22 protein-coding genes and 1 pseudogene are annotated in these 25,335 nt (G+C 57.3%); 7 read left to right on the top strand and 16 right to left on the bottom strand.

What is annotated here, in order from left to right:
- Positions 1-13: 13 nt before the first annotated feature.
- Together tsaE and M0974_RS01185 are read right to left on the bottom strand one after the other, a co-directional pair.
- Positions 14-484 (bottom strand): tRNA (adenosine(37)-N6)-threonylcarbamoyltransferase complex ATPase subunit type 1 TsaE, encoded by a 471-nt coding sequence (tsaE, locus tag M0974_RS01190; RefSeq protein WP_297831576.1) that lies wholly within the window; start codon positions 482-484, stop codon positions 14-16.
- Positions 472-1,971 carry an NAD(P)H-hydrate dehydratase gene (locus M0974_RS01185; RefSeq protein WP_297831574.1) on the bottom strand — a complete coding sequence of 500 codons (1,500 nt, stop codon included), beginning with the start codon at positions 1,969-1,971 and terminating at the stop codon, positions 472-474. The genes tsaE and M0974_RS01185 overlap by 13 nt, the downstream gene beginning before the upstream one ends.
- Positions 1,972-2,034: 63 nt before the next feature.
- Here M0974_RS01185 and queG point away from each other — a divergent pair, with 63 nt between their 5' ends.
- Positions 2,035-3,114: a tRNA epoxyqueuosine(34) reductase QueG gene (gene queG / locus M0974_RS01180; protein WP_297831572.1), complete on the top strand. Its 1,080-nt coding sequence runs from the start codon at positions 2,035-2,037 to the stop codon at positions 3,112-3,114.
- Between the two features lie 134 nt (positions 3,115-3,248).
- Here the strand turns inward: queG and M0974_RS01175 are convergent, their stop codons facing one another.
- Positions 3,249-3,863, bottom strand: coding sequence for a trimeric intracellular cation channel family protein (locus M0974_RS01175; protein ID WP_297831570.1), 615 nt, complete (start codon positions 3,861-3,863; stop codon positions 3,249-3,251).
- Between the two features lie 175 nt (positions 3,864-4,038).
- Positions 4,039-4,575, bottom strand: coding sequence for an oligoribonuclease (gene orn / locus M0974_RS01170; RefSeq protein WP_297831568.1), 537 nt, complete (start codon positions 4,573-4,575; stop codon positions 4,039-4,041).
- 99 nt (positions 4,576-4,674) lie between these two features.
- Between orn and rsgA the strand changes: the two genes are divergently transcribed.
- The gene (gene rsgA / locus M0974_RS01165; RefSeq protein ID WP_297831566.1) at positions 4,675-5,706 is read left to right on the top strand and encodes a small ribosomal subunit biogenesis GTPase RsgA; all 1,032 of its coding nucleotides are present in this window, start codon (positions 4,675-4,677) and stop codon (positions 5,704-5,706) included.
- Between the two features lie 136 nt (positions 5,707-5,842).
- On the opposite strand, the gene motB is transcribed toward rsgA, so the two are convergent.
- Together motB and motA are read right to left on the bottom strand one after the other, a co-directional pair.
- Positions 5,843-6,883, bottom strand: a complete 1,041-nt coding sequence (gene motB, locus M0974_RS01160; RefSeq protein WP_297831564.1) for a flagellar motor protein MotB — start codon at positions 6,881-6,883, stop codon at positions 5,843-5,845.
- Positions 6,884-6,886: 3 nt separating this feature from the next.
- Complete coding sequence (gene motA / locus M0974_RS01155; RefSeq protein ID WP_297831562.1) at positions 6,887-7,738, bottom strand: flagellar motor stator protein MotA; 852 nt, start codon at positions 7,736-7,738, stop codon at positions 6,887-6,889.
- Positions 7,739-7,944: 206 nt separating this feature from the next.
- On the opposite strand from motA, the gene M0974_RS01150 reads away from it, so the two are divergent.
- From M0974_RS01150 to M0974_RS01135, 4 genes are all read left to right on the top strand, one after another.
- On the top strand, positions 7,945-9,480 hold the full coding sequence (locus tag M0974_RS01150; protein WP_297831561.1) for an HDOD domain-containing protein: 1,536 nt from the start codon (positions 7,945-7,947) through the stop codon (positions 9,478-9,480).
- Between the two features lie 40 nt (positions 9,481-9,520).
- Positions 9,521-10,336, top strand: coding sequence for a rhodanese-like domain-containing protein (locus M0974_RS01145; protein ID WP_297831557.1), 816 nt, complete (start codon positions 9,521-9,523; stop codon positions 10,334-10,336).
- Positions 10,337-10,379: 43 nt separating this feature from the next.
- Positions 10,380-11,249, top strand: coding sequence for an archaetidylserine decarboxylase (asd, locus tag M0974_RS01140; RefSeq protein ID WP_297831583.1), 870 nt, complete (start codon positions 10,380-10,382; stop codon positions 11,247-11,249).
- A 177-nt stretch (positions 11,250-11,426) separates the two neighbouring features.
- Positions 11,427-13,208, top strand: a complete 1,782-nt coding sequence (locus tag M0974_RS01135; protein ID WP_297831554.1) for a molecular chaperone — start codon at positions 11,427-11,429, stop codon at positions 13,206-13,208.
- A 55-nt stretch (positions 13,209-13,263) separates the two neighbouring features.
- Here M0974_RS01135 and serB read toward each other — a convergent pair whose 3' ends face one another.
- The gene (gene serB / locus M0974_RS01130; protein ID WP_297831551.1) at positions 13,264-14,478 is read right to left on the bottom strand and encodes a phosphoserine phosphatase SerB; all 1,215 of its coding nucleotides are present in this window, start codon (positions 14,476-14,478) and stop codon (positions 13,264-13,266) included.
- Between the two features lie 130 nt (positions 14,479-14,608).
- Between serB and M0974_RS01125 the strand changes: the two genes are divergently transcribed.
- The gene (locus M0974_RS01125) at positions 14,609-16,168 is read left to right on the top strand and encodes an AhpA/YtjB family protein (protein WP_297831549.1); all 1,560 of its coding nucleotides are present in this window, start codon (positions 14,609-14,611) and stop codon (positions 16,166-16,168) included.
- A gap of 193 nt (positions 16,169-16,361) precedes the next feature.
- Here the strand turns inward: M0974_RS01125 and M0974_RS01120 are convergent, their stop codons facing one another.
- The 9 genes and pseudogenes from M0974_RS01120 to nudF all read right to left on the bottom strand — a co-directional run.
- On the bottom strand, positions 16,362-17,066 hold the full coding sequence (locus tag M0974_RS01120; RefSeq protein ID WP_297831547.1) for a membrane integrity-associated transporter subunit PqiC: 705 nt from the start codon (positions 17,064-17,066) through the stop codon (positions 16,362-16,364).
- 183 nt (positions 17,067-17,249) lie between these two features.
- Complete coding sequence (gene parC, locus M0974_RS01115; RefSeq protein WP_297831544.1) at positions 17,250-19,508, bottom strand: DNA topoisomerase IV subunit A; 2,259 nt, start codon at positions 19,506-19,508, stop codon at positions 17,250-17,252.
- Between the two features lie 10 nt (positions 19,509-19,518).
- Positions 19,519-20,040, bottom strand: a complete 522-nt coding sequence (locus M0974_RS01110) for a TIGR02281 family clan AA aspartic protease (RefSeq protein ID WP_297831541.1) — start codon at positions 20,038-20,040, stop codon at positions 19,519-19,521.
- Positions 20,037-21,014, bottom strand: coding sequence for an esterase-like activity of phytase family protein (locus M0974_RS01105; RefSeq protein ID WP_297831538.1), 978 nt, complete (start codon positions 21,012-21,014; stop codon positions 20,037-20,039). Before M0974_RS01105 ends, M0974_RS01110 begins: the two co-directional genes overlap by 4 nt.
- A complete protein-coding gene (parE, locus tag M0974_RS01100) occupies positions 21,014-22,918 on the bottom strand; it encodes a DNA topoisomerase IV subunit B (RefSeq protein ID WP_297831534.1) in 1,905 nt (634 codons plus the stop codon). Before parE ends, M0974_RS01105 begins: the two co-directional genes overlap by 1 nt.
- A gap of 128 nt (positions 22,919-23,046) precedes the next feature.
- Positions 23,047-23,652, bottom strand: a complete 606-nt coding sequence (locus tag M0974_RS01095) for a YqiA/YcfP family alpha/beta fold hydrolase (RefSeq protein ID WP_297831531.1) — start codon at positions 23,650-23,652, stop codon at positions 23,047-23,049.
- Between the two features lie 106 nt (positions 23,653-23,758).
- Complete coding sequence (gene cpdA / locus M0974_RS01090) at positions 23,759-24,559, bottom strand: 3',5'-cyclic-AMP phosphodiesterase (protein ID WP_297831580.1); 801 nt, start codon at positions 24,557-24,559, stop codon at positions 23,759-23,761.
- A 134-nt stretch (positions 24,560-24,693) separates the two neighbouring features.
- Positions 24,694-25,146, bottom strand: coding sequence for a DUF1249 domain-containing protein (locus M0974_RS01085; RefSeq protein WP_297831528.1), 453 nt, complete (start codon positions 25,144-25,146; stop codon positions 24,694-24,696).
- A pseudogene (gene nudF / locus M0974_RS01080) lies at positions 25,137-25,335 on the bottom strand (ADP-ribose diphosphatase); the annotation flags it as partial. The gene M0974_RS01085 and the pseudogene nudF, both read right to left, overlap by 10 nt.

Genomic DNA, 25,335 nt, shown 5'->3' with positions numbered 1-25,335 from the left:
CTAACCCCATCATTTATTGAAATTCCAAAGCCAAAGCGGCACACCACGTAACGCCACGCGAGCTCTCCGGAGTCAAAACCAGCGTTCGACCTTCCGCATGCGGCTCAATGGTAATGGTCATGTCGGGCTTTGGCAAAAAACCCGCACCTTTTTGGGGCCACTCGATCAGGCAAAGCGCCCCGCCATCAAAATAATCCCTGATCCCCATATACTCTAGCTCTTCGGGATCAACCAGCCTATACAGATCAAAGTGATACGCGCGAATCTTGTCAATCTCGTAAGGTTCTACCAACGTAAACGTCGGGCTTTTAACTGCACCGACATGACCCAAGCCCCGGATAATGCCGCGTGACAGGGTGGTTTTGCCCGCCCCCAGATTCCCTTCCAAAAAGATCACACCCACCCCGGCAGTGACCTGCGCTATGCGCGAACCGAAGTTCATCATGGCGTCTTCATTGACCATATGCAGCGTTAGTTCTGACACGGTGAATGCTTCTCCAATAACTGACGAATGGCCGGAATCAAATCTGTGGCGGCCATGCCGCGGCCCATTACCCCAGCGCTCTCACCCGCGCGGGCGTGCAACCAGACCGCCAGGCAAGCCGCCTCGAAGGCAGGCAGCTTCTGCGCCATCAAAGCGCCAATCAGGCCGGCTAACACATCGCCCAAACCAGCCGTGGCCATGGCCGGGTGACCGTGATCACACAAGGCCAGGCGCCCATCGACATCAGCAATCAAACTGCCCGAGCCCTTAAGCACCACGACCGTTTTGTATTTTTGCGCCAACGAGTGCGCCGCGGACGGACGATCCGCTTGGACTTCTTTAGTGCTGATGCCGAGCAGACGCGCAGCCTCACCTGGGTGCGGCGTGATCACACTGTGCGATGGCAACGTAACCCAGCCCTGCGCCAACTGATTCAAGGCATCGGCGTCCCAGACTTGGGGTCGCTGCGCATTGGCCGCTGCCGATAACAATGCGCGCCCCCAACTTCCCTGCCCCAGCCCCGGCCCGACCACCAACACCGCAGCAGGCTCGATTAACCCACCTAGCTGGTTTGAAGAGCTGATGCCTGCACACATTACTTCCGGCAACCGGGCCAAGGCAGCAGGCACATGTTCTTGGCGAGTCGCCAGCGTCACCATGCCTGCGCCACTGCGCAACGCACATTCGGACGACAACAGAATGGCCCCGCCAAAGCCGCGATCACCGCCTATCAGCAGCACGCGCCCAAACATGCCCTTATTAGCAGTTGCCGGTCGAGGCGCCAGACGCGGCGCGTTGTACTCATCCAAGCGCAGAGCGCTGACGGGGATTTGCTCGACGATGGTCGAGTCTGCCTGCAGATCATCGAACACCAACTCGCCCACGACGTCTGCAGCATCGCCGGTGAGCAACCCCAGCTTCAGACCGATAAAGGTCACCGTCAGCAGTGCCTGCACCGCGACGCCCAATATGGCCCCCGTGTCAGCGGACAAACCGGAAGGAATATCCACTGCTACCACGGACAAGCTGCTGGCGTTAATCGCATTGATCGCGCCGAGGTAAGGCTCACGTACTTCCCCGCTCAAGCCGGTCCCGAGTAAGGCGTCCAGCACGATGCCGTTCAACTTCCGCTCAGGATTCCAGCTTTCGATACTGAGGTGTTCATCCAAGGCCTCGGCGTGGGCCCGTGCGGCATCACCGGACAATCGCGACGGATCAACCACGGCAAACACTTGCACCTTCCAGCCCGCGCGCGCGGCCAGCGCAGCAACTAAATAGCCGTCACCGGCGTTGTTGCCGTGGCCGGCCATTACCGTCAACTCATGGGCATCGGGCCAGCGACGACGCAGTGCGCGCCAGGTTGCATGCGCTGCCCGCTGCATCAATTCCAGCCCAGACGTGCCTGCGGCAATCAGCCGAGCATCGAGGTCGCGCACCTGTGCAGCGCTGTACAGTGCGTCGGGTAATTGAGGTTTAGTCAGTTGCATGCGTTATCGGGCTCCGATGTCTGGCAGAATTATACGCAACTCAGCCCCGGTTTCCCTCTTCGCATGCCCGTTATTACTGCCAATCAGCCAATTACTGCCGACCTGGCCGCCCTAGCCCAATTAATCAAGGACTGGGGTCGCGAGCTGGGCTTCCAGCAAGTCGGGATTACTGACCTGGATTTGGGCGAGCACGAGCAGCATTTGCAGCGCTGGCTGGATGCGGGCTATCACGGCGCGATGGACTATATGGCAGCCCACGGCAGCAAACGTTCGCACCCTGAGGAGTTAGTGCCCGGTACGTTGCGTGTGGTCTCGCTGCGCATGGATTATCTGCCAGGCGACACTGAAATGGTTCAGCGTTTGGCCGATTCAGAAAAGGCCTACGTGTCGCGGTACGCATTAGGCCGTGATTACCACAAGTTGATTCGCAAGCGCGTGCAGCAATTGGCCGACCGTATTCAGCAACTCATCGGCCCCTTTGGTTATCGGGCGTTCGTCGACAGCGCGCCCGTTCTAGAAAAGGCTATCGCTGAAAAGGCCGGCCTGGGCTGGATTGGCAAGAACACCTTGGTGCTGAACCGCAAAGCGGGGAGTTACTTCTTTCTCAGCGAATTATTTGTCGACTTAGCACTGCCGGTTGACCCGCCCCACGCCAGCGAACACTGCGGAACGTGCACGGCATGCATGGACATTTGCCCAACGGCAGCCTTTGTCGGGCCCTATCAACTGGATGCCCGACGTTGTATTTCCTACCTGACCATCGAGCTTAAAACCGCCATTCCCGAAGAACTGCGCCCATTAATTGGTAACCGGGTATTTGGTTGTGATGACTGCCAGATCGTCTGCCCGTGGAACCGCTTCGCCCGGCCTACCAGCCAAGGGGACTTTCAGCCCCGGCATAATCTGGACAACGCTGGGTTGGCCGAATTGTTCTTGTGGGATGAAGACACGTTTCTTAGCAATACCGAAGGTTCGCCGCTGCGCCGGGCGGGGTATGAGCGCTGGTTGCGCAATCTGGCGGTCGGATTGGGGAATGCGCCCTCAACCATTCCGGTGCTGGAAGCGCTGGAGGCAAGGCGCGAACACCCGTCAGAGTTGGTTAGAGAGCACGTTGAATGGGCGCTGCGGCAGCACGGGCGCTGATGCCTCGTGCATATCTACACATTCTGTGGGACCGAATTCATTCGGGAAGGCGTCAGGTCAGATGTAAGTGATGCCGGATGTAAAACCGATTCCCGACTGAATTCGGTCCCACAGGTTGAACTATCGGCAACGCGCTATTCCGGCATGTCTCGATAAACGAACTTGGGCATTTCCCAGCAAAACCTAATCGCCAACAGCCGAAACAGTAGGCCGCCCGAGAGGGTTATCAGAATCGCCTGCTCGCTCGGCAATCCCACGTAATGACAGAGCAGAAAGCACCACGCCGCCGCAAAGGAAACACTGGCATACAGTTCGCGACGGAACACCAGCGGGATGTCATTACAGAAGATGTCCCGCAGAATCCCGCCAAACACGCCGGTTATCACGCCGCAGACCGAGGCCACCATCAAACCGTTGCCGGTTTCCAGCGCAGTCATGCAACCGATCAAGGTAAACGCCACCAAGCCCAACGCATCAAGCACCAAAAACAGTGAGCGCAGGTGACGCATCAAAGGCGCAATAAAGATCGTCACTAAAGCGGCGACGCTGGTGAGGATCAAGTATTCCGGGTGTTTAACCCAGGTCAGCGGGTAGTTGCCGAGCAATACGTCGCGAACCGAACCACCGCCCAACGCCGTGACGCAGGCGATCAGTACCACGCCAAACCAGTCCATACCCCGCCGTCCCGCAGACAAGGCACCGGTCATGGCCTCGGCAGTAATGGCGATCAAATAAAGTATCAGCAACATGGGGGCATCCCTGCAACAAAGGCGCGCAGTCTAACCTTACAACTGCAATCTACCCATTGTGGGACCGAATTCATTCGGGAAAGCAGCAATGCGGTCATTCTGATAACCGTGCTAGCCGCTTCCCGAATGAACTCGGTCCCACAGAGTCTCTGCATCGTTCCGGTCTGAGAGCCGATCACACCTTAATAAAGTGCTCGCGGTAGTAACGCAGCTCACCGATGGATTCGCGGATATCGTCCAGCGCCAAGTGGGTGCCGCCTTTTTTGTATTTCAGCTCAGGTGCCCATCGTGCCGCCAGCTCTTTAAGCGTGGACACATCCAGGTTGCGGTAGTGGAAGTAGTTTTCCAACAATGGCATGTGCCGGTACAGGAAGCGGCGATCCTGGCAGATGCTGTTGCCACAGATCGGCGAGCTGCGCTCTGGCACCCATTGTTGAATGAACGCCAGGGTTTGCGCTTCGGCTTCGGCGGCACTGATGCGGCTGTCACGAACCCGTTGAACCAAGCCAGAACCGCCGTGCTGACGGGTGTTCCACTCGTCCATGGCGGCCAGCGTCTCGTCGCTTTGATGCACAGCAATCACCGGACCTTCAGCCAGCGTGTTCAACTCGCTGTCGGTAATGATGGTCGCCATTTCAATAATGACGTCGGTGTCAGGATCCAGACCGGTCATTTCCAGGTCGATCCAAATCAGGTTTTGCTTGTTCTGCATGTCGGCGCTCCTCAACTTAGGCGCGCAGTTTAGCCTAGCCGAGCGTGCTAGACTCCTTCGCGTTTATCTAATCAGCTGCTTTATCTAATCGGAACACCCATGGCCAAACGCCAACTCAATCGTCGTCAAAACTGGCGCATCGAAAAGATTCAAGGCGAGCGCGCCGCGCGTGCAGCCAAACGTGAATCGGCAACCCTTGAAACCCTTGAGGGCGGAGACCTCGGCCCCGAGCAGACAGGGCTTGTGATCGCGCACTTCGGCGTACAGGTCGAAGTCGAGGCCCAGGAAGGCGAGGAATCCGGTCAAGTGTTCCGTTGCCACCTGCGCGCCAACCTACCCGCATTGGTGACAGGCGATCGCGTCGTCTGGCGCGCAGGCAATCAGGGCATCGGCGTCATCGTTGCACAACTGCCGCGCACCACTGAGCTTTGCCGCCCAGACAGCCGAGGCCAATTGAAGCCCGTGGCGGCTAACGTCGATATGATCGTGATCGTCTTCGCACCCTTGCCTGAACCGCATGCCAACCTGATTGACCGTTATTTGGTCGCGGCTGAGCATGCAGGCATTCGCCCTCTGTTGCTGTTGAACAAGGCCGACCTGATCGACGACCAAAACGCCCCGGCACTGAATGCGCTGCTGGCGGTGTATCGGCAGTTGGGTTACCCGTTGCTGGAAGTCTCTGCGCATCACGGCGACGGCATGCAGCAGCTGCAAGATCAGCTGGATGGGCGCATCAGTGTGTTTGTGGGGCAATCCGGTGTAGGTAAGTCTTCGCTAGTGAACAGCTTGCTGCCCGAAGTTGAAGCCCGTGTAGGCCCGCTGTCGGAGCAGTCCGGCCAAGGCACTCACACCACGACCACTGCGCGCCTGTTCCACTTCCCCCGTGGCGGCGATCTGGTCGACTCCCCGGGTATTCGCGAGTTTGGCTTGGGCCACGTCAGCCGTGCCGATGTAGAGGCCGGTTTCATTGAGTTCAATAACTTGATCGGCACTTGCCGCTTCCGCGATTGCAAACACGATCGCGAACCCGGCTGCGCATTGCTCAAGGCCCTCGAAGAAGGCCGCGTGCAACAGCAACGGATGAACAGCTACCGCTCGATCATCGCCAGCTTGCCGGAAAACAGTTACTGATTAGAGCCAAGATTCAGGGTTCAACCTAAACCTCTGTGGGACCGAATTCATTCGGGAAGCAGGCAGTGCGGTGCTTCAGGCAAACCGTGCTGCCTGTTGAATTCGCTCCCATAGGGGATGGGGTGGTGATCAACAATTAGTTCTTGGTCTCGTCCATCTTCAGCGTGCCATCTTCAAAAATATTCAGTTTTTGCCGAAGCTCATGAGGCTGAATAGGGGCTTTCGGATCGACTGGCGCAATTGAAGCACCCGGCGCACCCGGAGCTGCTGGCGCAGTATTTGGCGTCGCAGGCGTCGCGTTTGCAGGCGCCCCATTGTCAGGCGATGGAGACAGCGCGCCTTCGATGCGCTGCTGAGCTTTTTTGGTCAATACGATGATGTCGATACGTCGATTGACCGCGCTTTGCGGATGCTCTTTGTCATACAGCGACGACGAGGCATACCCCACAACCCTTGCCACCTGCGGCTCAGGATAACCACCCGCAACCAATGCTCTGCGTGCAGCGTTGGCACGGTTCGCAGACAACTCCCAGTTACCAAACTCACCGGTACCCGCATAAGGCGTGGCATCGGTATGGCCGCTGATGCTGATCTTGTTGGGTACCGACTTGATGGTGTCGGCCATGGCCAGCAGGATGTCTTCAAAATATGGTTTCAGGCGGGCACTGCCTATGTCGAACATCGGCCGGTTTTCAGCGTCCATGATCTGGATACGCAAACCATCCTGGGTGATTTCAAACTGGATCTGGTCTTTGAATTTCTTCAGTTGCGGGTTTTCGTCAACTTTGGTTTGCAGTTCTTGCAGCAGCATGTCCAGACGCTCCTGCTCAACTTGCTCCGCCAGGGTTTCGGCCTGTTCGCTCTCAGTCTTAATCTTGTCTGGCTGCGGCTCGGACTTGACCTCGGGGTTCAAAGTTTTGTCCGGAGCCAATGCTGGCGATCCACCCAAGTCAATGATGTAAGGCGTGCCACTTTCGGTGAACCCGATCGGGTCTTTGAAGTAACCGGCAATCTGGATTTTCTGCTGCGGCGTAGCGGACGACATCAGCCACAGCACCAAAAAGAACGCCATCATTGCGGTCGCAAAGTCGGCGAAGGCAATTTTCCAGGCACCGCCATGGTGCCCGGCGGCGTAGCGCTTGACGCGCTTAACGATTATCGGCTGATTATTTTCCATGACTCAGCGTCCGCGAACCGCTTGCTCAAGCTCGCTGAAGCTAGGGCGGTGCTTGGGGTACAAGACCTTACGACCGAACTCCACCGCCAGCGAAGGCGGCATGCCGGACGCCGAAGCAACCAGCGAAGCTTTGATGGACTCGAACACATTGAGCTCTTCCTTGGCATCGTGGGCCAGGGAAGTCGCCAGCGGACCAAAAAAACCATAGGCCGCGAGAATACCGAAGAACGTACCGACCAGTGCCGCACCTACGTGCATACCAATTGCCGCCTGGTCACCGTCACTCAGCGAAGCCATGGTCACAACAATACCCAGCACCGCAGCAACGATACCAAAGCCGGGCATGGCGTCAGCAACGCCAGTCACCGCATGTGAAGGATGTTCCAGCTCTTCCTTCATGCTTTGCAGTTCCATGTCGAACAAGCCTTCAAGCTCATGGGGCGCCATGTTGCCAGACGACATAATCCGCAGGTAATCGCAGATGTAGGCCGTCATACGCTCGTCTTTAAGCACCGCAGGGTATTTGGCAAAAATTGGACTTGCCGAGGCGTCTTCAATATCCCCTTCAATCGCCATCATGCCTTCACGACGGCTTTTGTTAAGAATCTCGTAGATCAGACCGAGAATTTCCATATAAAAAGCATGACTGAAGCGCGAACCGAACATCTTCAACGACTTTTTGATCACGTGCATGGTCATATAGCCAGGGTTGGCCTGGAGGAATGCGCCGAATGCCGCACCGCCGATGATCATGACCTCGAAAGGCTGTATCAGCGCTGCAATGTGGCCGTGTGACAGGACGTATCCGCCGAGAACGCTCGCGAAAACGACAATGATGCCGATAATTTTAGCCATATAGAGAGAGTTCTTACTGAGTCGGTTTCGGGGTCATGAGCGGAAGTTATTGAAACTCTTCTTCTACTTATCGGCATAAGTGCGCCAGACTATAGTCAGTTAAGGCGAAAAGCCAGTTCGACCCTTATAGCGGGGCGTTTGGCGCTTCAATGACTTGGAACTGGCATCCGAAATTGCCCTAATAATTTGCCGTACAGGCCGTATTCATGCCACCAGAATCCCCAGCATCGCTACCCGTTCCGCGCACCCTTGATGCCTGGCTCAAACAGCTGGACGGGGTTCGATTGCCTGTGCCCGTTTCCAGCCATGACCGCGTATTGGGTGCGCTCGGCGACAGTCGTCGTTCAATGCGTGATATTGCCGAATTGATGCAAGAAAGTCCGGCGCTGGTGCTCTGCGTCCTACGTGAAGCGAATCATCACAGCACCGGTATGACAGAGCCCGCGGAAAGCCTTGAAGTTGCAATTAATCGCTTGGGCCTCAAGCGCACCGAAGAATTGCTGCAACGGTTGCCTGCGATGCAACGGGATGAAATTCCGGGCACGCTGCGTCAGCTGCAAATGATCAGTCAACACGCCACCCAACAGGCTAACGGTTTATTCGCCGGGCGGCTGGCGCGACTTTGGCAAGACATTCACTGGGGCAGCCTGCTGTTCTTGTCGCCGCTGTGGCCGATGGCGATCGCGCACCCAAAATTGCTCGAAGACTGGGAATTACGGGTCATCCATAAAGGTGAGTCCGCGCAGAAAGTCGAAAAAGAATTATTTGGCGTCAGCCTGGTTAAGCTCTGCCTGGCGCTAGCGGAACTCTGGCGCCTGCCAATGTGGGTAACCCAGGGTTACCATTCGCTGATTGATGATCGTCGATTGCTGGTTAAAGTGTTACGCATCGCTCGTGGCCACTTGAACCCACTGCACCAACGGCAGCTGCTCGACGCAGATCCATCACTGCGTCGCTGGCTTAATCAACCCGCCATGACCATCTTGCTGGCCAACGGTATTGCACTGTCAGCACAACACGCCTGGGACAGCCCACAGAGTGAACGCTGGCAATTGCTCACCAGCCTGTACCTGCAAACCCCATTGGACGACCTGCAACAACAGATTCACCAACACGCGGCGCAGAGCGCTCGCAACCATTGGTCCAAAGGTGTTTGGCACCCCGCCGAAGCATTGATCTGGCCGTGGGAAACGCGACGAGTTCATCGCGGCATGTTGCCCGCCCCGCCCCCATCGGCAGAAGCGCTGACCGCATGGCGCAAGTATTGTGCAGAGTTGCTGGTCGAACCCAGTCGCTTTAACAATGCCATGCACCTGACAACGTTCGCCCGGGACGCTTTGGTGGCATGCGGTATGCAACGCGTTATGTTGTTGATGACCGACCGCAACATGACCATCCTGCGCGTGCATCAGATTGCGGGGCTGGATAAAGAAGCGGCTAACCTGACCCTGAACATCGCCAGCAGCACCGTGTTGCAGCGGCTGCTTGCGCAGCCGACACAACTGCGCTTGACCCCCGCCAACACTGCCCAGTTTGCGGCATTGTTGCCCAGCCAGTTGAAAGCCCTGTTCACGGGCGAGCATTTATTGCTGCGCTCGCTCAGCAGTAACGACCGAGTCGTGATGCTGGTGTTTGCGGATCAAGGGGGCGGGCCCTTCTCGGAAATCAGCGTGCAGGCGTTCGGTAAAACGGCGCAATGCATCGAACGCGCACTCGCCAGCTTTAGCAACCGCAAAGCCTGACGCGTACGTTACAATTCGCCTCTTTTTCTGGAGACCTCGCATGTCTGAATTCTCTAGCTTGCCGCTGGTGATCGAGCCTGCGGACCTGCTGGCTCGCCTTGAGGCGCCGGAGTTAGTCCTCGTTGACCTGACCAGCAGCGCAAGCTACGGCGCCGGGCATATTCCAGGTGCGCACTTTGTTGATCCCAAACGTACCCAACTAGGCCAGGCGCCTGCGCCGGGGCTGCTGCCCACGCAGGCACAGCTTGAAGTGTTGTTCGGTGAGCTGGGGCATAATCCAAAAGCGGTTTACGTGGTCTATGACGACGAAGGTGGCGGTTGGGCCGGGCGCTTCATCTGGCTGCTGGATGTCATTGGCCATTCTCAGTACCACTATCTGGATGGCGGGTTACACGCTTGGCGCGGTGACGACTTGCCCCTGTCCACCGTTGCGCCGGCAAACGCTGGCGGCCCGGTGCCACTGACGTTACACAGCGAACCTACTGCGACCCGCGAATATTTGCAAAGTCGCCTGGGCGCTACTGATCTGGCCGTCTGGGATGCACGCGGGCCCACCGAATACTCTGGCGAAAAGGTGCTCGCGGCTAAGGCAGGTCACGTGCCTGGCGCAGTGAACTTTGAATGGACCGCTGGCATGGACACAACGCGCAATCTGCGTATTCGCAAGGACATGCCGCAAATCCTCGAAAAACTCGGTATTACCCCAGACAAAGAAGTGATCACCCACTGCCAGACCCACCACCGCTCGGGCTTCACTTATCTGGTGGCCAAATCACTGGGCTATCCGCGAGTAAAAGGCTATGCCGGCTCGTGGGGCGAATGGGGCAACCACCCTGATACGCCGGTCGAAAAATAAGACACGCTACACAGTGTCGCTATCTATCCAGAACACGTTAGGAATTTTGATGAAACAGCGTTTGTTTATTTTCAGCCAGTACCTGTTGCCGCACCACTTGCTGTCCCGCCTGGCCGGCTGCGTTGCCGAATGCCGAGTACGCTGGTTCAAGAATGCCTTCACTGCCTGGTTTGCCCGGCGTTATCAGGTCGACATGTCACAAGCACTGGTTGAAGACCTGACCGCCTACGACCATTTCAACGATTTCTTCACCCGTGCCTTGAAACCTGGCGCACGTCCACCGGATCAAACCCCCGGGGCAATTCTCAGCCCGGCCGACGGCGCCATTAGCCAGCTGGGCCCGATTGAACATGGGCGAATCTTCCAGGCCAAGGGCCACAGTTTTAGCGTGCTTGAATTGCTGGGTGGCGATGCCAACTTGTCCGCGCCTTTCATGGGCGGCCAGTTCGCTACGGTTTACCTGTCGCCAAAAGACTATCACCGGGTGCACATGCCATTGGCTGGCACATTGCGTGAAATGGTTTATGTGCCTGGCAGGATCTTCTCGGTCAACCAGACGACGGCTGAAAACGTCCCAGAGTTGTTTGCTCGTAACGAGCGCGTTGTTTGCGTGTTCGACACTGAGCTTGGCCCGATGGCCGTGGTGTTGGTGGGCGCAATGATTGTCGCGTCGATCGAAACGGTTTGGGCAGGGTTGGTAACACCGCCAAAGCGCGAGCTAAAAACCGTGCGTTACGACGAAGCGGCTCGCGCGCCGATCCATCTTGAAAAGGGCGCTGAACTTGGGCGTTTCAAGCTGGGCTCAACCGCCATCGTTTTATTTGGGCCCAATCAGGTGAAGTGGGCGCAACAACTGGGTGCACTCAGTCCCGTGCAAATGGGTCAGGCGCTAGGTGTTGCGGTACAGGTGTGACTTCACGTCACACCTTCTAGCACGGCCTCCCCCGATAAGCTGACCGGCCAACTCGTCAGCAATCGAGGGGATTCGGTTATCGAGAGCTGTCAGCACAAGCCTATGCTGCTAGAGTCGGTCGTAGGACCTGGCTTTGTTTGAAGTCGAGCCATTGCAAGATTGGAGTTTTCCGGGCACATGAGTAATCCAAGCCTCCATCTGTTGTTGCGTGCGCCCACGCCTACACAGTCGAGCCTGTCGTTCTGTGAACCTACACCGCGCGACATGAAACGCTGGATTTCTGTGCTGCCTAAAGCCAATCTCGGCGAAACGGCCCGACTCCTCTATAAAGCACTGGGCGAGCTTAATCAGCTCCTGACCCCCAGCGAAAATCGCCTACAGTTGCTCGAATTGCTGCGCATCGAGGTGTATTACGTCTGCAAAAACCTTGAGCGGCACTTCCTCAACCAGGCCATTGTGCTTGATGAGCGCCCGCGCAAGGTGGCCAACCTGTGCCAGGCCTTACAAAGCCATCTGGCGGTGGGCTACAAACAAATCATTATGCGTATCACCCCGCGCTTTTCCAAAGATCGCACCACACTGCTGACCACTGCTTTGCAACGTGCGTTGCACAGCCTGAATGGTCCGCTGATCCGTGCAAGCCAGCTGTATTGTCCAGTACCGGAAGGCTCGTGGCTGGAACTGCACCAGATCTACCTTATTGCCCGCCAGCTTCAACTGCACAATATTGCCGTGCCCGACAGCCTAGCCAATCACACCAGCACCCTAAGCGTCGAACAGACCTACGTGGTGGCGCTGTTACTTGGCTGTTCGCGCTGCAATCAAATGCGCCAAATGAATATTGGCCGGTTAGCGGAGGTACTGGAGCCGTGGAGTGCATTGGTCAAACTGCAATCTCCGGCTGAAGCCACGAGTTTGTTTGCGGTCGCGCAATCGGTAGACGCACCGCCGCGCTATAAATCGTTGTACCTGGATGAGCAATTGCCAAGCCTGCTGGGCATCAACCCTCTGCCGCTGGCGGCCGCCATCAAGGACTACCTGGATTTACCCGCAGACAAACGGGCCCAATCGCCGCTGTTGGTGCCCCACGGTTTCACCCTGGATTTGCTGCAACACTTAGCCGCAGCCTGGGGTGATGTATCTGAGCGCACCTTTCAGCGCACGACGGGTCAAGGCAACCTGACGCTATGTATCGGAATGAGCGCCTTGCACTACTACCTCGGCGGTCAAAAATCGTTCAACGAACTGCTCAAAGTGCCCGCCGTCAGCAAAGCGGCGCAATTTAGTACCCAGTTCGCCAATAGCACCTCGAGTGATGCCTGGACGATAGCGTTCGACAACTTACCCCTCTCCTCTGCCCATTCCTATGAAGAGATTCAATATGAGCAGGTGGAAGTGGATGGCGGTGAAACGACGTCGAACAGTCAACAGACGTTCCCCCTCTATGTATTGAACGTTATCAATCACAGCCCTGGCGGATACTGCCTGGCGTGGCCAAAAGACGTGCCCAGTCAATTGCAAGCCGGGGAGATGGCTGGCATCCAAGATGGCAACGGCCAAGGCTGGAGCATCGCGGTAGTGCGCTGGATTCGGCAGGTACGCAGCGGTGGTACACAAATGGGCATTGAGTTGGTAGCTCCCTTTGCTCAGCCGTGCGGTTTGCAATTGACGCGCAACACCGACCAGGCCAGCCCGTACCTGCGCGCACTGTTACTGCCGGAAGTGCGGGCTATTGACCAGCCCGCGACGTTGCTGGCGCCACGCCTGCCGTTTCAGGAAGGGCAGAACGTGATGATCAACAACAGCGGTGAAGAACACCGCGCCGACCTGGGCAAGCGCCGCAGCGGCACTGGCAGCTTCAATCAGTTTGAATACAAAACGATTGAAGCGCCGCATAAACCGGACACTACCGGGACAGGGCACGACGAAGAATTCGATTCGTTGTGGACGTTGCTGTAACAGCGAACGCCACGCCCCTCCTATAGGCTTGTTGCACACCAGCGTCGCAGTACTATCAGCCGCGTCCGTCGCGATCACGGAAGCCGAGCAAGTACAGAATCCCATCCAGCCCCAGCGTCGAAATCGCCTGTTTAGCGGATTGCTTAACCAGCGGTTTGGCCCTGAATGCCACGCCAAGGCCGGCGATTGCAAGCATCGGCAGATCGTTGGCGCCATCACCGACGGCAATCGTCTGCTCCAGGCTCAAACCTTCTTTGTGTGCCAACTCACGCAGCAAATCTGCCTTGCGCTGAGCATCGACAATGGGCTCGATGGCCACACCGGTGACTTTGCCATCAATGACTTCCAATTCATTGGCAAAGACATAGTCGATGCCGAGCTTGGCTTGCAGTTGCTTGGCGAAATAGGTGAAACCACCCGACAGGATTGCGGTTTTGTAACCCAAACGTTTGAGTTCTGCGAACAGCGTTTCGGCGCCTTCGGTCAGGCGTAACGAGGCACCTATTTCGTCGAGCACGCTGACGTCCAGCCCCTTGAGCAAGGCCAGGCGCTCTTTGAAACTGGCACGAAAATCCAACTCGCCGCGCATGGCTCGCTCAGTGATTTCAGAAACCAATTCACCGATGCCTGCCGCCTTGGCCAACTCATCGATGACTTCGGCCTCGATCAGCGTCGAGTCCATGTCAAACACAGCCAGACGTCGGTTACGCCGGAATAATGAATCCTGCTGGAACGCGATATCAACGTTGAGTTCTTGCGCCACGCTGAGGAATTCAGCCTGCATCGCCTTCGGATCAGCCGGCTCACCGCGCACCGAGAACTCGATGCAGCCTTTGCCTTTGTCAGCCGGCGTGTCCAGCGGCATGCGCCCAGAGAGTCGATCAATTTGATCAATATTCAGGCCGTACTTGGCCGTGATAGAGCTGACGCGCTGCAATTGCTCGGCCGTTACTTTGCGGGTCAACAACGTCACGATGTGCCGCGCTTTACCTTGGCCCTCGACCCACTGCTGATAATCCTCTTCAGACACAGGCGTGAAGCGCACTTGCTGATCGAGCTTGTAGGCTGTAAATAAAATATCTTTGAGTACCGACGAACCTTGCTCGGTCCCGGGAATCTCAACCAGGATGCCAAAAGACAAGGTGTCGTGAATCACCGCCTGACCAATATCAAGAATGTTCACGCCGCCCTGGGCGAGTACCCCAGTAATGGCAGCGGTGAGACCCGGACGGTCTTCACCGGTAATGTTTATCAGGACGATTTCGTGCAAGGCGCACCCCCGCAGTGGAAAAAAACCGCATTCTAACCACTTTCAGTGACCATCGGGCACAGCGAGCGCTTTGCCGCACATGGGTCGGTCGTTATACTGCGCGGCAACTTCACCAAAAGAGCCGTGCTCAGTGAACCGGCCCAAGCCAGTTAAAACCGATAACTTCTTCCTGCTGATCTTTCGGGCATTGCGCCATCGCCGTGTACCGCTTGCTTTGCGTATAGCCAGCCATAACGTGATCCTCGTCGCCGTGGCGCTGCTGATCTACGCCGGTGTCATGGGCCTGCAATTCAAGCAGGCCATGCACGAACAGGCGGACGCGCTAGGCCAGGCCCTGACGACGCAGACAGCCACCTCCGCCACTGAGCTGCTGGTGTCCAACGACATCCTTAGCCTGAACGTGCTGCTGGGCAATCTGGTGAAAAACCCGCTGGTGGCTCATGCCGCCATCTACAGCGTGGACAACCGGATCCTCGCCGAAGCCGGACGACGCCCGAAAAACGGCTTGTTGGGTGAAGCCGAAGGCTTGTATGAAATCAAGATCACCTTTCAGGATGTAATGGCCGGGCACTTGCGTATCAGCCTGGACATGACCCAATTTCAGCAACCAATGACCATCAGCTTGCAAAGCATGGGCATCCTCAGCGGGATTCTGCTGGCATTGTCATTGGCATTGAGCTTACGTCTTGGCCGTTATATTTCGACGCCGCTGCTGCAGTTGCGCGTGTGGCTTCGGGATATCGACGAACATACGCCGGCCACCGACCGCCAGGATGAAATTGGTGACCTCGCTCGGGAGTTGCATGCCGCCTTTGCGCCAGAGCCGCCGGAGCCCGTGCCGCTCCCCGAGCCCGAGCACCATGAAGACGAAGGTGACGATCCGTACCTGGACGCGGACGACAACACTGAACCGATGTTTGCGGGTGATGACCTGCACGACACCGACTTTGATGAGTCGCCAAAACCTCGCGTGCCAATGACTGCAAAACGGCGCGTCGTCGCTGAAGAAGATGAAGAGGACGAAGAAGACCCGTTCGCGGATCTGCGCGACCACTCCACGCCAGCGCCGGTGATCCGACCCATCGTGAAAGCACCCGCTGCACCGGCGTTGCCACAGAGCAGCGCCGTGTTGGCGGTGCAACTCGGCTCCCAGGATCAATTGCGTCGCTTGCCCCGCGCCCGCCTGACTGACTTGCTACAACGCTACCGCGACTGTATCGATCAGGCGGCGTCACTCTATGAGAGCGAACTGCACACGCTGAATGACGGCAGCACGTTGATGTTGTTTCACAGCCAGGAAAGCGGTGACGACTACCTGACCAACGCCATTTGCTGCGGCGAGTTGCTGCGTGCCCTGAGTCACGCACTGCAAATAGAAGTGGCTGACAGCGGCATCACCCTGCAATTGCAATTGGGCCTGACGCTGGGCAAAGGGTTGTCCGGCCTCAGCCAGATCGACTTGCTGCTGACCGATACCGCGCAAAGCGCACTGGCCTTGTCGCAACATAGCCGTAATCTGCTGCTGGTAGAGCGCAAGATCAACGACGACCCGCTGATCCGCCAACGCGCCCGCATCCGCCCTATCGCCAGCCCAGAAGGCGCGTGCTGCGTTGAGCGCTTGATGGAACCGTACCCATCAATGCTCGAACGCCAGCTATCACGCATGCACGAAAGCCACGGCAAGGTTTAAAGCGCAAGCCGGCAATTATACCGCGACCCTGTGGGAGCGAATTCATTCGGGAAAGCAGCACCGCGGTATATCAGGTAAACCACGGTGTTCCCTTCGCGAATGAATTCGCTCCCATAGGGATTCAGAACCGGACAGCCACCCACAAAAAAGCCCACATCACTGCGGGCTTTTTGTGGGGCAATACTCCACCTGATTAGAAGCGGAATATCTCCATGTCGGTTCTGATCGGCGAGGCCATGGGCATTTTTGGCTTGTCTTGGTCCTTAGTGTTGCGCACCTGAGCGGGCGCTACTTTCTTCGGTTCATCTGCCGGCTGGTTAGCCAGAGGCTTGACCGCGACGGCTAACTGGTCCGCCAAACGCTGCAACAACACACCTTGTGCCTTCACCTGGGCTGCTGAGCTACCCAAATGCGGCTCCTCCATGTGCACCAGTTTGCTGTCACGAACCTGGCCTTTGCGATCAAGCAAGCGCCATTGGGCATCCAGGATCGCTGGCTGGTTCACGCCCGAATCGAGCCGGGTAATGGACAGCAGCACCTGCACGTCGGGGGTAAAATTGGTGGTGGCCGGGGCCAGCACCACGCGCTGACTGTCCAGCCTCCAGGCCAGTTGACGTAACAACAGTTGATCAATGTCTGAAGACAGGCTGCCAGCCCAACGACCGTCGGCCGATGCGGTCAAGCTGCCGTCTGGCTGACGCTGCAACAGGGTTTCACGCTGCAGATAATCCGCCACTGAAACTGGCCCCAATAAAACGGCCAGACCAGCACTTTGTTTAGGTTGCCCCGGCTGACCGGCGTCAAGTTGATAAAGAGCAGTAGGTTGCTTGACGGCACACCCCACCAGACCCAAAACAGTGGTCATTAAAAATACAAAAGGAAGGCGCAAAAAATTCATCATCCCGTCCAGATAGCCGCCACACGGCGGATCACAGTGTAAAAAATACTCACATTGAACATGGAGGCACTCAGCCACGCTGGTGAACCAAGACCCCATATCATCCGTGAATATTGCCTGTGACTCCAGCGATTATGCGTCGATCTTCGTGTCAAAACGAAGACCAGACGCCAAAAATGGCCTTTATGACGCGTTTTCGACCAGTAACGCATCTACACGTTGGAAGCCGCGGGGAAGCTTGTTACCGCGTCGGCCGCGCTCACCTTTGTAATGTTCCAGATCATCTGCTTTGAGCGACAGTGTGCGTTTACCCGCTTGCAACACCAACGTTGCACCCTCAGGGATCACTGCGAGATCAGTCACATACTCTTCGCGACTGGCAACGCGCTCACCGGGGATACCAATAATTTTGTTGCCCTTGCCCTTGCCCAGTTGCGGCAAATCGCTGACTTTGAAGATCAGCAAACGCCCCTCAGTCGTTACCGCGGCGAGCCAGTTTTGCTCACGGTCGGTGACCGGACGAGGAAGAATCACCTTGGCGCCATTGGGCAAGCTGAGCAGTGCTTTGCCCGCTTTGTTCTTGGCCTGCAGATCGTCGCCTTTGACCACGAAACCATAACCGGCGTCAGAGGCGATCACGTACAGGGCATCGTCGTCCGGCATCAACACACATTCAAAGGTCGCACCCGGTGGCGGCTGTAACTTGCCCGTCAACGGTTCGCCTTGGCCACGTGCGGAAGGTAACGTGTGGGCCGCCAGTGAATAGCTACGCCCGGTGGAGTCAATAAACACTGCAAACTGGTTAGAGCGCCCCGCCGCGGAGGTTTTGAAACCATCCCCAGCTTTATAAGAAAGCCCCGTTGCGTCGATATCATGACCTTTGGCGCAACGTACCCAGCCTTTTTCCGACAGCACAACCGTTACCGGCTCGGTTGGCATCAGCTCATTTTCCGACAACGCTTTGGCTTCAGTCCGGGAAACGATGGGTGAACGGCGATCATCGCCGTAGGTTTCGGCATCAGCAATCAGCTCGCTGCGGACCAGTTTGCGCAACTTGGTTTCGCTGCCCAACAAGGTTTGCAGACGCGCCTGCTCTTTGCGCAGCTCGTCTTGCTCAGCGCGCAGTTTCATTTCTTCCAGGCGAGCCAGCTGACGCAAGCGGGTGTCGAGGATGTAGTCAGCCTGAATTTCAGACAGATCGAAACGAGCAATCAATTCAGCTTTCGGGTGCTCAGCGGTACGGATGATGTGAATCACTTCATCCAGGTTCAAGTACGCGGTTAGCAAACCGTCCAAGAGGTGCAAGCGACGCTCGACCTTATCCAGACGGAACTGCAGACGACGACGAACCGTGCCGATGCGGAACACCAACCATTCGCTGAGCAACGCTTTGAGGTTCTTGAGCTGGGGCTTGCCGTCCAGACCGATAATATTGACGTTGACCCGGTAGCTGGACTCAAGCTCCGTGGTGGCAAACAAATGCTGCATCAGCTCATCAAGTTCGACCCGATTGGAGCGTGGAATGATCACGATACGGCACGGGTGCTCGTGATCAGACTCGTCACGCAAGTCGGCAACCATCGGCAGCTTTTTGGCCTGCATTTGTGCTGCGATCTGTTCCAGCACCTTGGCGCCGGACACTTGATGCGGCAACGCGGTCACCACGATGTCGCCGTCTTCGATGCGGTACACCGCCCGCATGCGCACCGAGCCCTTGCCGGTTTCGTACATCTTCAGCAAATCGGAGCTTGGTGTAATGATTTCGGCTTCAGTCGGATAATCCGGCCCTTTGATGTGTACGCACAGCTCCTCAATGGTCGCTTTCGGATCATCGAGCAAATGCACACATGCCGACGCTACTTCGCGCAAGTTATGCGGCGGCACATCGGTGGCCATGCCGACAGCAATACCCGTAGTGCCGTTGAGCAGGATATTCGGCAAACGTGCGGGTAACACAGCAGGCTCATCAAGAGTGCCATCGAAGTTTGGCACCCAATCCGCCGTGCCCTGGCCGAGTTCGCTGAGCAGCACTTCGGAGTACCGCGACAACCGTGCTTCGGTGTAACGCATGGCGGCGAATGATTTCGGATCGTCCGGCGCACCCCAGTTACCTTGGCCGTCTACCAGCGTGTAGCGATAACTGAACGGTTGCGCCATCAGCACCATGGCTTCGTAGCACGCAGAGTCACCGTGGGGGTGAAATTTACCGAGTACGTCGCCGACGGTACGCGCCGACTTCTTGTGCTTGGAGTCGGCATCAAGGCCCAACTCACTCATGGCGTAGATAATGCGCCGCTGTACAGGCTTCAGGCCGTCGCCGATATGCGGCAAGGCGCGGTCCATGATCACGTACATGGAGTAGTTGAGGTAGGCCTGTTCTGTGAAGTCAGCCAGTGATCGGCGTTCTACGCCATCCAGGCTGAGGTCAAGGGAATCGCTCATGCAAGCCTCATCATTGTGTGGTCTGGCGCAGCAGCATGGTGCCGCCGCGCTGGGTAAATTCGAGTTGCTTCATTGCGCTCATGCCCAGCAGTATCTGTTCGCCATCCAGGCCCGGCAAGACCATGGCACGGACGTCATGCAGGACGATGTCGCCAATCTGCAAGCGCTCCAGGGAAGTCCGGAAGCCTTGGGCCATGCCATTGGCGGTGCTGGTGGTGACCGGCATGCCACGTTTCAAGTGCAGGGTGTCCGCGACATCGGCAGGGATCGCAACGTCGGTCGCACCGGTATCAAGCAGAAACTCCACGGTTTTGCCGTTGATTTGCGCGTTACCGACGAAGTGCCCCTGCGCGTTGCCTTGCAGTAGAACCTGAATATAACCGCCGACATGTTGCGACGTTACGGCTGCGTTGGGATTTTCCTGACGGTGCTCCCATACGCCAAAATAACGGGTTGCCAAAAACAGACCGGCGCACCATGCCAGGATCATCAGCACCCGTCCGGCGCGCTTTCCAGGCAGTGCCTGGCTCAAGGCTTGGCGCTCCAGCCGTCTTTGGGGGCTGCGAAACGCCAGACAATCGGCCGTTTCTCACCGTCGGCTCGCGCACCAAAATTGTTGTCGACGCCAATCCACGCGCCATCGGCGTCAATGACCAGCGCTTCAGCCAAACCATATTTTTGCGCATAACGCTTCGCGGGTACCAAGGCGTCATCGGCGAATGACCAGCAACGCTCGACCGCCCCGGTGGTCAGATCGCGGCGGCAGATTTGGTAAGCCGCACGTTCGAGGGTGAACAACTTGCCTTCAAACAGTGAAATATCAGAAAAATCTTTCGACACCTTACGGGCGCCCATTTGCGCGGGCATCGTTTCTTTGCCGTCCTCACTGAGAATTACGCAACTCCCTTTGCAGCCCCAGGCACCCTGCTCACGCTGCACCAACAGCAATCCGCGCTTTTCACGCTCAGCCGCCAGCCATAACTGATCACCGGCAGGGTTGATAGCAATGCCTTCGAAGATCGCATTGAAGTTATGCAGCAAACCGCTGGCCTGCGCTTGCTGCACCACACTCTTGGGTAGTGGAAGCCAGTTTGGTGCACCCGTTACCGGCACTTGCAGCACCGCTGCAAAGCCCTCGCTGACTAGATAGCGATTACCTGCGGCGTCGCAGGTCACGCCTTCGAAGTCCAGGCTGCCACCGCGCGCCAGTGCTGCGGCTTTGGCCATGGACACCAGGGTAAACGGCAATCCACTGTCTGGCACCGGAGGTACTTGAATCGCTTGTCCTTCGGCTTTCCATACCGGTGCGGAGGTGTCGAGGCGGTAGAGCAACGCGTCGTCGCGGTCCGAAACGGTCCATAACTCACCGTTGCACGAGGCCAAGCCGGAAAGGTTACCGCCAACCATGCCATCGACAGCATGCTCGGCCAGCATTTTCAGTTGGGGAAGCGGTTCTGCAAATGCCGGAGACGCAATCAGCAATAATGCAGCTAACCAACGTCGCATCAAGTCAGAACCTCGGCCAGGTTGCCTTTGGATTCGAGCCAAGTCTTGCGATCGCCAGCGCGTTTCTTCGCCAGCAGCATGTCCATCATTTCCGAGGTCGCCGCGTAATCATCCAACGTGAGCTGGACCAGACGCCGAGTGTTCGGGTCCATGGTGGTTTCGCGCAGTTGCGGCGGGTTCATTTCGCCCAGACCTTTGAATCGAGTGACCTGGGGTTTGCCGCGTTTCTTCTCGGCCACCAGACGATCAAGAATGCCGTCTCGCTCTGCCTCGTCCAGCGCGTAGTAAATTTCTTTGCCGAGGTCGATCCGATACAACGGCGGCATCGCCACGTACACGTGACCCGCATCCACCAGCGGACGGAAATGCTGGACGAATAACGCACAGAGCAACGTAGCGATGTGCAGGCCGTCGGAGTCGGCGTCGGCGAGGATGCAGATTTTGCCGTAACGCAACTGGCTGATGTCCGCTGCGCCGGGATCGACACCAATAGCGACGGCGATGTTGTGCACTTCCTGACTGGCCAGCACTTCACCACCGTCCACTTCCCAGGTATTCAAAATCTTGCCGCGCAACGGCAGAATCGCCTGGAACTCTTTATCCCGTGCCTGCTTGGCCGACCCGCCCGCAGAATCACCTTCCACCAGGAATAGCTCGGAGCGCATTGGGTCTTGCCCGGCGCAGTCAGCCAACTTGCCGGGCAACGCCGGGCCTTGGGTGACACGCTTACGCTCGACCTTCTTACTGGCCTTCAGGCGACGACCGGCGTTGTTGATCGCCAGTTCGGCCAGTTGCATGCCCAGCTCGGAGTTAGCATTGAGCCACAGGCTGAAGGCATCTTTAACCACGCCAGACACAAAAGCTGCCGCCTCACGGGAAGACAGCCGTTCTTTGGTCTGACCGGAGAATTGCGGCTCTTGCATCTTCATCGAGAGGACGAAGGCGATCCGCTCCCACACGTCTTCCGGCGCCAGCTTGACGCCACGCGGCAGCAGGCTGCGGAATTCGCAAAACTCACGCATTGCGTCCAGCAAACCTTGGCGCAAACCGTTGACGTGGGTACCGCCCTGCTGAGTCGGGATCAGGTTGACGTAGCTTTCCTGAACGCTGTCGCCACCCTCGGGCAACCACAGCAGCGCCCAGTCGATGGCTTCTTTATTACCGGCAAAACTGCCGCAGAACGGCACGTCGGGCAGACGCAGGAAGTCGCTGACCGCATCTTCCAGGTAGGAGCGCAGACCGTCTTCGTAATGCCACTCGATTTTCTCGCCAGTGGCTTTGTCTTCAAAGCTGACCAGCAGCCCCGGACACAGAACAGCCTTGGCCTTGAGGACATGCTTGAGACGGCTGACGGAAAATTTCGGGGTGTCGAAATATTTAGGGTCCGGCGCGAAGTACACGCTGGTCCCGGTATTGCGCTTGCCGACGGTGCCAATAACCGCGAGTTCGCTGGCCTTGTAGCCATCGGCGAAGGTCATTTCGTATTCGTTGCCATCGCGTTTAACCCGCACCCGAACCTGGTTCGAGAGCGCGTTCACCACGGATATGCCGACGCCGTGCAGGCCGCCGGAAAACTGGTAGTTCTTGTTCGAGAATTTGCCACCCGCGTGCAGCTTGGTGAGGATCAGCTCGACACCGGACACGCCTTCTTCCGGGTGAATGTCCACCGGCATGCCGCGACCGTCATCGGATACCTCCAGCGAGTTGTCCGCATGAAGGATGACCTGCACCGATTTGGCGTGCCCGGCAAGGGCTTCATCGACGCTGTTGTCGATGACTTCCTGGGCGAGGTGGTTCGGCCGCGTGGTGTCGGTGTACATGCCCGGGCGTTTGCGAACCGGGTCGAGGCCCGAGAGGACTTCGATGGCGTCTGCGTTATAAGAGCTAGCGCTGGGATTGGCCATGGGGTCTCGTCGTCAGTGATTCGTTAAAATTCGGAGTTTCTCTGTAGAAGCTGCCGCAGGCTGCGATCGGCTGAGTAGCAGCCGTCGATTGAAGGTCATTCCGACCTTATCGCAGACTTCGGCAGCGCCTACAGGTGTTCGTCAATTAGTTCTGATGCAAAACCCGCGATTGTCAGCACTACCGGCATTTGCTCAGCAAAACCTTGAAAGCTGTGATCGCCACCTGCCTGAACGCGCAAGGCACAGGCTCGGTAAAAGGTCTGGGCGCTGCGATAGTCGAGGGTTTCGTCCCCGGTTTGCAACCACACCTGGAAACGCTGCGGATCCTGCGGAGGCTGCACTTCCAGCTCAGCCAAGGCCGCGACATGGTCGTGGGTCAACTCCCAGCTTTCGCCGCTGTACATATTTTGCTGAGTGCCGAGAAACCCGTCGAACAATCGATGCGGATTGACTACCGGGTTAATCAATAAAGCCTTGAGGCCGTGGCGCTCAGCCAAGTAGGTGGCATAGTAGCCGCCGAGGGAGCTGCCGACCAGCAATGGCCGACCCAACTCGGCAATCGCGGCCTCAAGCTGAGCAATAGCCTGGCGCGGATGATGATGCAGCGCCGGAATGCGCAACTGTGCGCCAAGACCTAACGATTGCATCAGCGCCGATAACTGGCTGGCCTTGTTCGACAGCGGCGAGCTGTTCAAACCATGGATATACAATAGTGTGGATGGTTCGCCGGTCATACCCGCTCCTGGACGCTCTCGATCACAACAATGACGCGGAGTTTACAGGGAGTAACGCCGGATAACTCACCTTCGGATATTTCCCTTTAAAAACGAGACATGTCGTTCAGTAGCCTTCACCGCCATAGTCCACTTCAAAGTCCAGGCCGACGACTCGCGAGACGCCCGTCTCAATCTGACCGTCGGCCTGAAGACGCAGCCAGCGATAGCCCGGCGCTGTAGTGTCGACCTTGAATTCAACGCTGCCCGGTGTGAACTGAATGCAGGTTGAAGGCGACGCCAGCAGCCGCACGTTATCGCGCATCTGATCGTACTCCTGGTGAACATGGCCCCACAGCACCGCGCGCACTTGCGGGAATCTATCCAGTACCGCAAACAACGCGTCAGGATTGCGCAAGCCAATCGGGTCCATCCAGGCGCAACCGATGGGTACCGGATTGTGGTGTAAACAGACCAAGTGATGACGCTCCGGCGCTTCGCTCAATGAGCGGGCCAACATCTGCAACTGCGCGTCCTGCAAGTAGCCGGGCACCGAACCGGGCACCGATGAGTCCAACATCGTGACGCGCCACCCCCCCACATCGGCGATGGACTCCAGAAACTCGCTGCGCTTCGCAGCCTCAAGCATCTCCGACAGTTCATCATGATTACCGGGGATCCAGCGCGCGGGTGCAGAAATCTGCGCGCTGGCCAGACGAAACGCTTCATAGGACTCAACGCTGCCGTCCTGAGATAAATCCCCAGTGGCAATCAGGAAATCAATAGTGGGCTGCTCGGCCAAGACCCGCTCAATCACCGCATTCAGGCTGTCACGGGTATTCATGCCCAGCAACTTACTGCTGGCACCCGCGAACAAATGACTGTCAGACAGCTGAACCAGCAGGACTGAAGAATTGGCGGTAGACATAGGGGCGCTCGGCAAGGCCGTCTCCTTGAGCTATTTGCAGACGATTATGCGGTGTGGCAGCCGTGAGAGTAAGCCCATCCGCAAGACCCGCGTCACATTCTACGAAATGACAGCAGGTGTGAGTGATGCCGCGCTTAGCGCACCACTTCAAACTCATGCCCGCACGCGAGGCAATGACTCAGCCATTCGCCCAAGAACAAATTGAGCTGGGCTTTTTCGTCCGGCTGGTGCATGTCGGCGTTCGGGTAGGGGTAGATGCCACGGAAGCGGCGCGCATGTTCGGCGCCAATGACTTCGGCCATGCGGGCATCGTGGTACACCTGCACTTCGAGTTTGGGCACCGGCAACCACGGCAGGCTGTGTTCCTGGCGCACTAGCAAGGTGGTGGTGTAAGGACAATCGAGCAGGACTTCAACCGCCAACACACCGAGCATTTGATCGCCTAGGGTGACGGCAACTCGACGTGAGCGTTGTTGGTTGCGCATGTCCGGGAGCAAACGCATTAAGCGCGCATAGTTAGCCTCGCAGGCTGCTTGCAGCCCGACAAGGTCAACACGGTAGCGCTCGCGCGAAAGTCTCACGACCATTGCCCCCTGATCTCAGTCCGATTCAATGCCAACCATTGCAAAGCAATAAGGGTAGCAGCATTAAAAATTCGTCCATCGCTTATGGCTTTCAAGGCATCGTCAAATGCCCATACCGATACGCGAATATCCTCGCCTTCCGATTCCAGCCCGTGTAAACCACCTGCCCCCTCACTGTCGCAATGCCCCAGG

This window comes from Pseudomonas sp. (assembly GCF_026224925.1).
GTDB lineage: Bacteria > Pseudomonadota > Gammaproteobacteria > Pseudomonadales > Pseudomonadaceae > Aquipseudomonas.
This window is presented reverse-complemented; position numbering and strand designations above follow the sequence as displayed.

Bases quoted from the DNA above. Each gene is read 5' to 3' on its own strand.
- M0974_RS01185 (WP_297831574.1), bottom strand. From the start codon at position 1,971: ATGCAACTGACTAAACCTCAATTACCCGACGCACTGTACAGCGCTGCA.
- queG (WP_297831572.1), top strand. From the start codon at position 2,035: ATGCCCGTTATTACTGCCAATCAGCCAATTACTGCCGACCTGGCCGCC.
- M0974_RS01175 (WP_297831570.1), bottom strand. From the start codon at position 3,863: ATGTTGCTGATACTTTATTTGATCGCCATTACTGCCGAGGCCATGACC.
- orn (WP_297831568.1), bottom strand. From the start codon at position 4,575: ATGCAGAACAAGCAAAACCTGATTTGGATCGACCTGGAAATGACCGGT.
- rsgA (WP_297831566.1), top strand. From the start codon at position 4,675: ATGGCCAAACGCCAACTCAATCGTCGTCAAAACTGGCGCATCGAAAAG.
- motB (WP_297831564.1), bottom strand. From the start codon at position 6,883: ATGGAAAATAATCAGCCGATAATCGTTAAGCGCGTCAAGCGCTACGCC.
- motA (WP_297831562.1), bottom strand. From the start codon at position 7,738: ATGGCTAAAATTATCGGCATCATTGTCGTTTTCGCGAGCGTTCTCGGC.
- M0974_RS01150 (WP_297831561.1), top strand. From the start codon at position 7,945: ATGCCACCAGAATCCCCAGCATCGCTACCCGTTCCGCGCACCCTTGAT.
- M0974_RS01145 (WP_297831557.1), top strand. From the start codon at position 9,521: ATGTCTGAATTCTCTAGCTTGCCGCTGGTGATCGAGCCTGCGGACCTG.
- M0974_RS01135 (WP_297831554.1), top strand. From the start codon at position 11,427: ATGAGTAATCCAAGCCTCCATCTGTTGTTGCGTGCGCCCACGCCTACA.
- M0974_RS01120 (WP_297831547.1), bottom strand. From the start codon at position 17,066: ATGAATTTTTTGCGCCTTCCTTTTGTATTTTTAATGACCACTGTTTTG.
- parC (WP_297831544.1), bottom strand. From the start codon at position 19,508: ATGAGCGATTCCCTTGACCTCAGCCTGGATGGCGTAGAACGCCGATCA.
- M0974_RS01105 (WP_297831538.1), bottom strand. From the start codon at position 21,014: ATGCGACGTTGGTTAGCTGCATTATTGCTGATTGCGTCTCCGGCATTT.
- parE (WP_297831534.1), bottom strand. From the start codon at position 22,918: ATGGCCAATCCCAGCGCTAGCTCTTATAACGCAGACGCCATCGAAGTC.
- M0974_RS01095 (WP_297831531.1), bottom strand. From the start codon at position 23,652: ATGACCGGCGAACCATCCACACTATTGTATATCCATGGTTTGAACAGC.
- cpdA (WP_297831580.1), bottom strand. From the start codon at position 24,559: ATGTCTACCGCCAATTCTTCAGTCCTGCTGGTTCAGCTGTCTGACAGT.
- M0974_RS01085 (WP_297831528.1), bottom strand. From the start codon at position 25,146: ATGGTCGTGAGACTTTCGCGCGAGCGCTACCGTGTTGACCTTGTCGGG.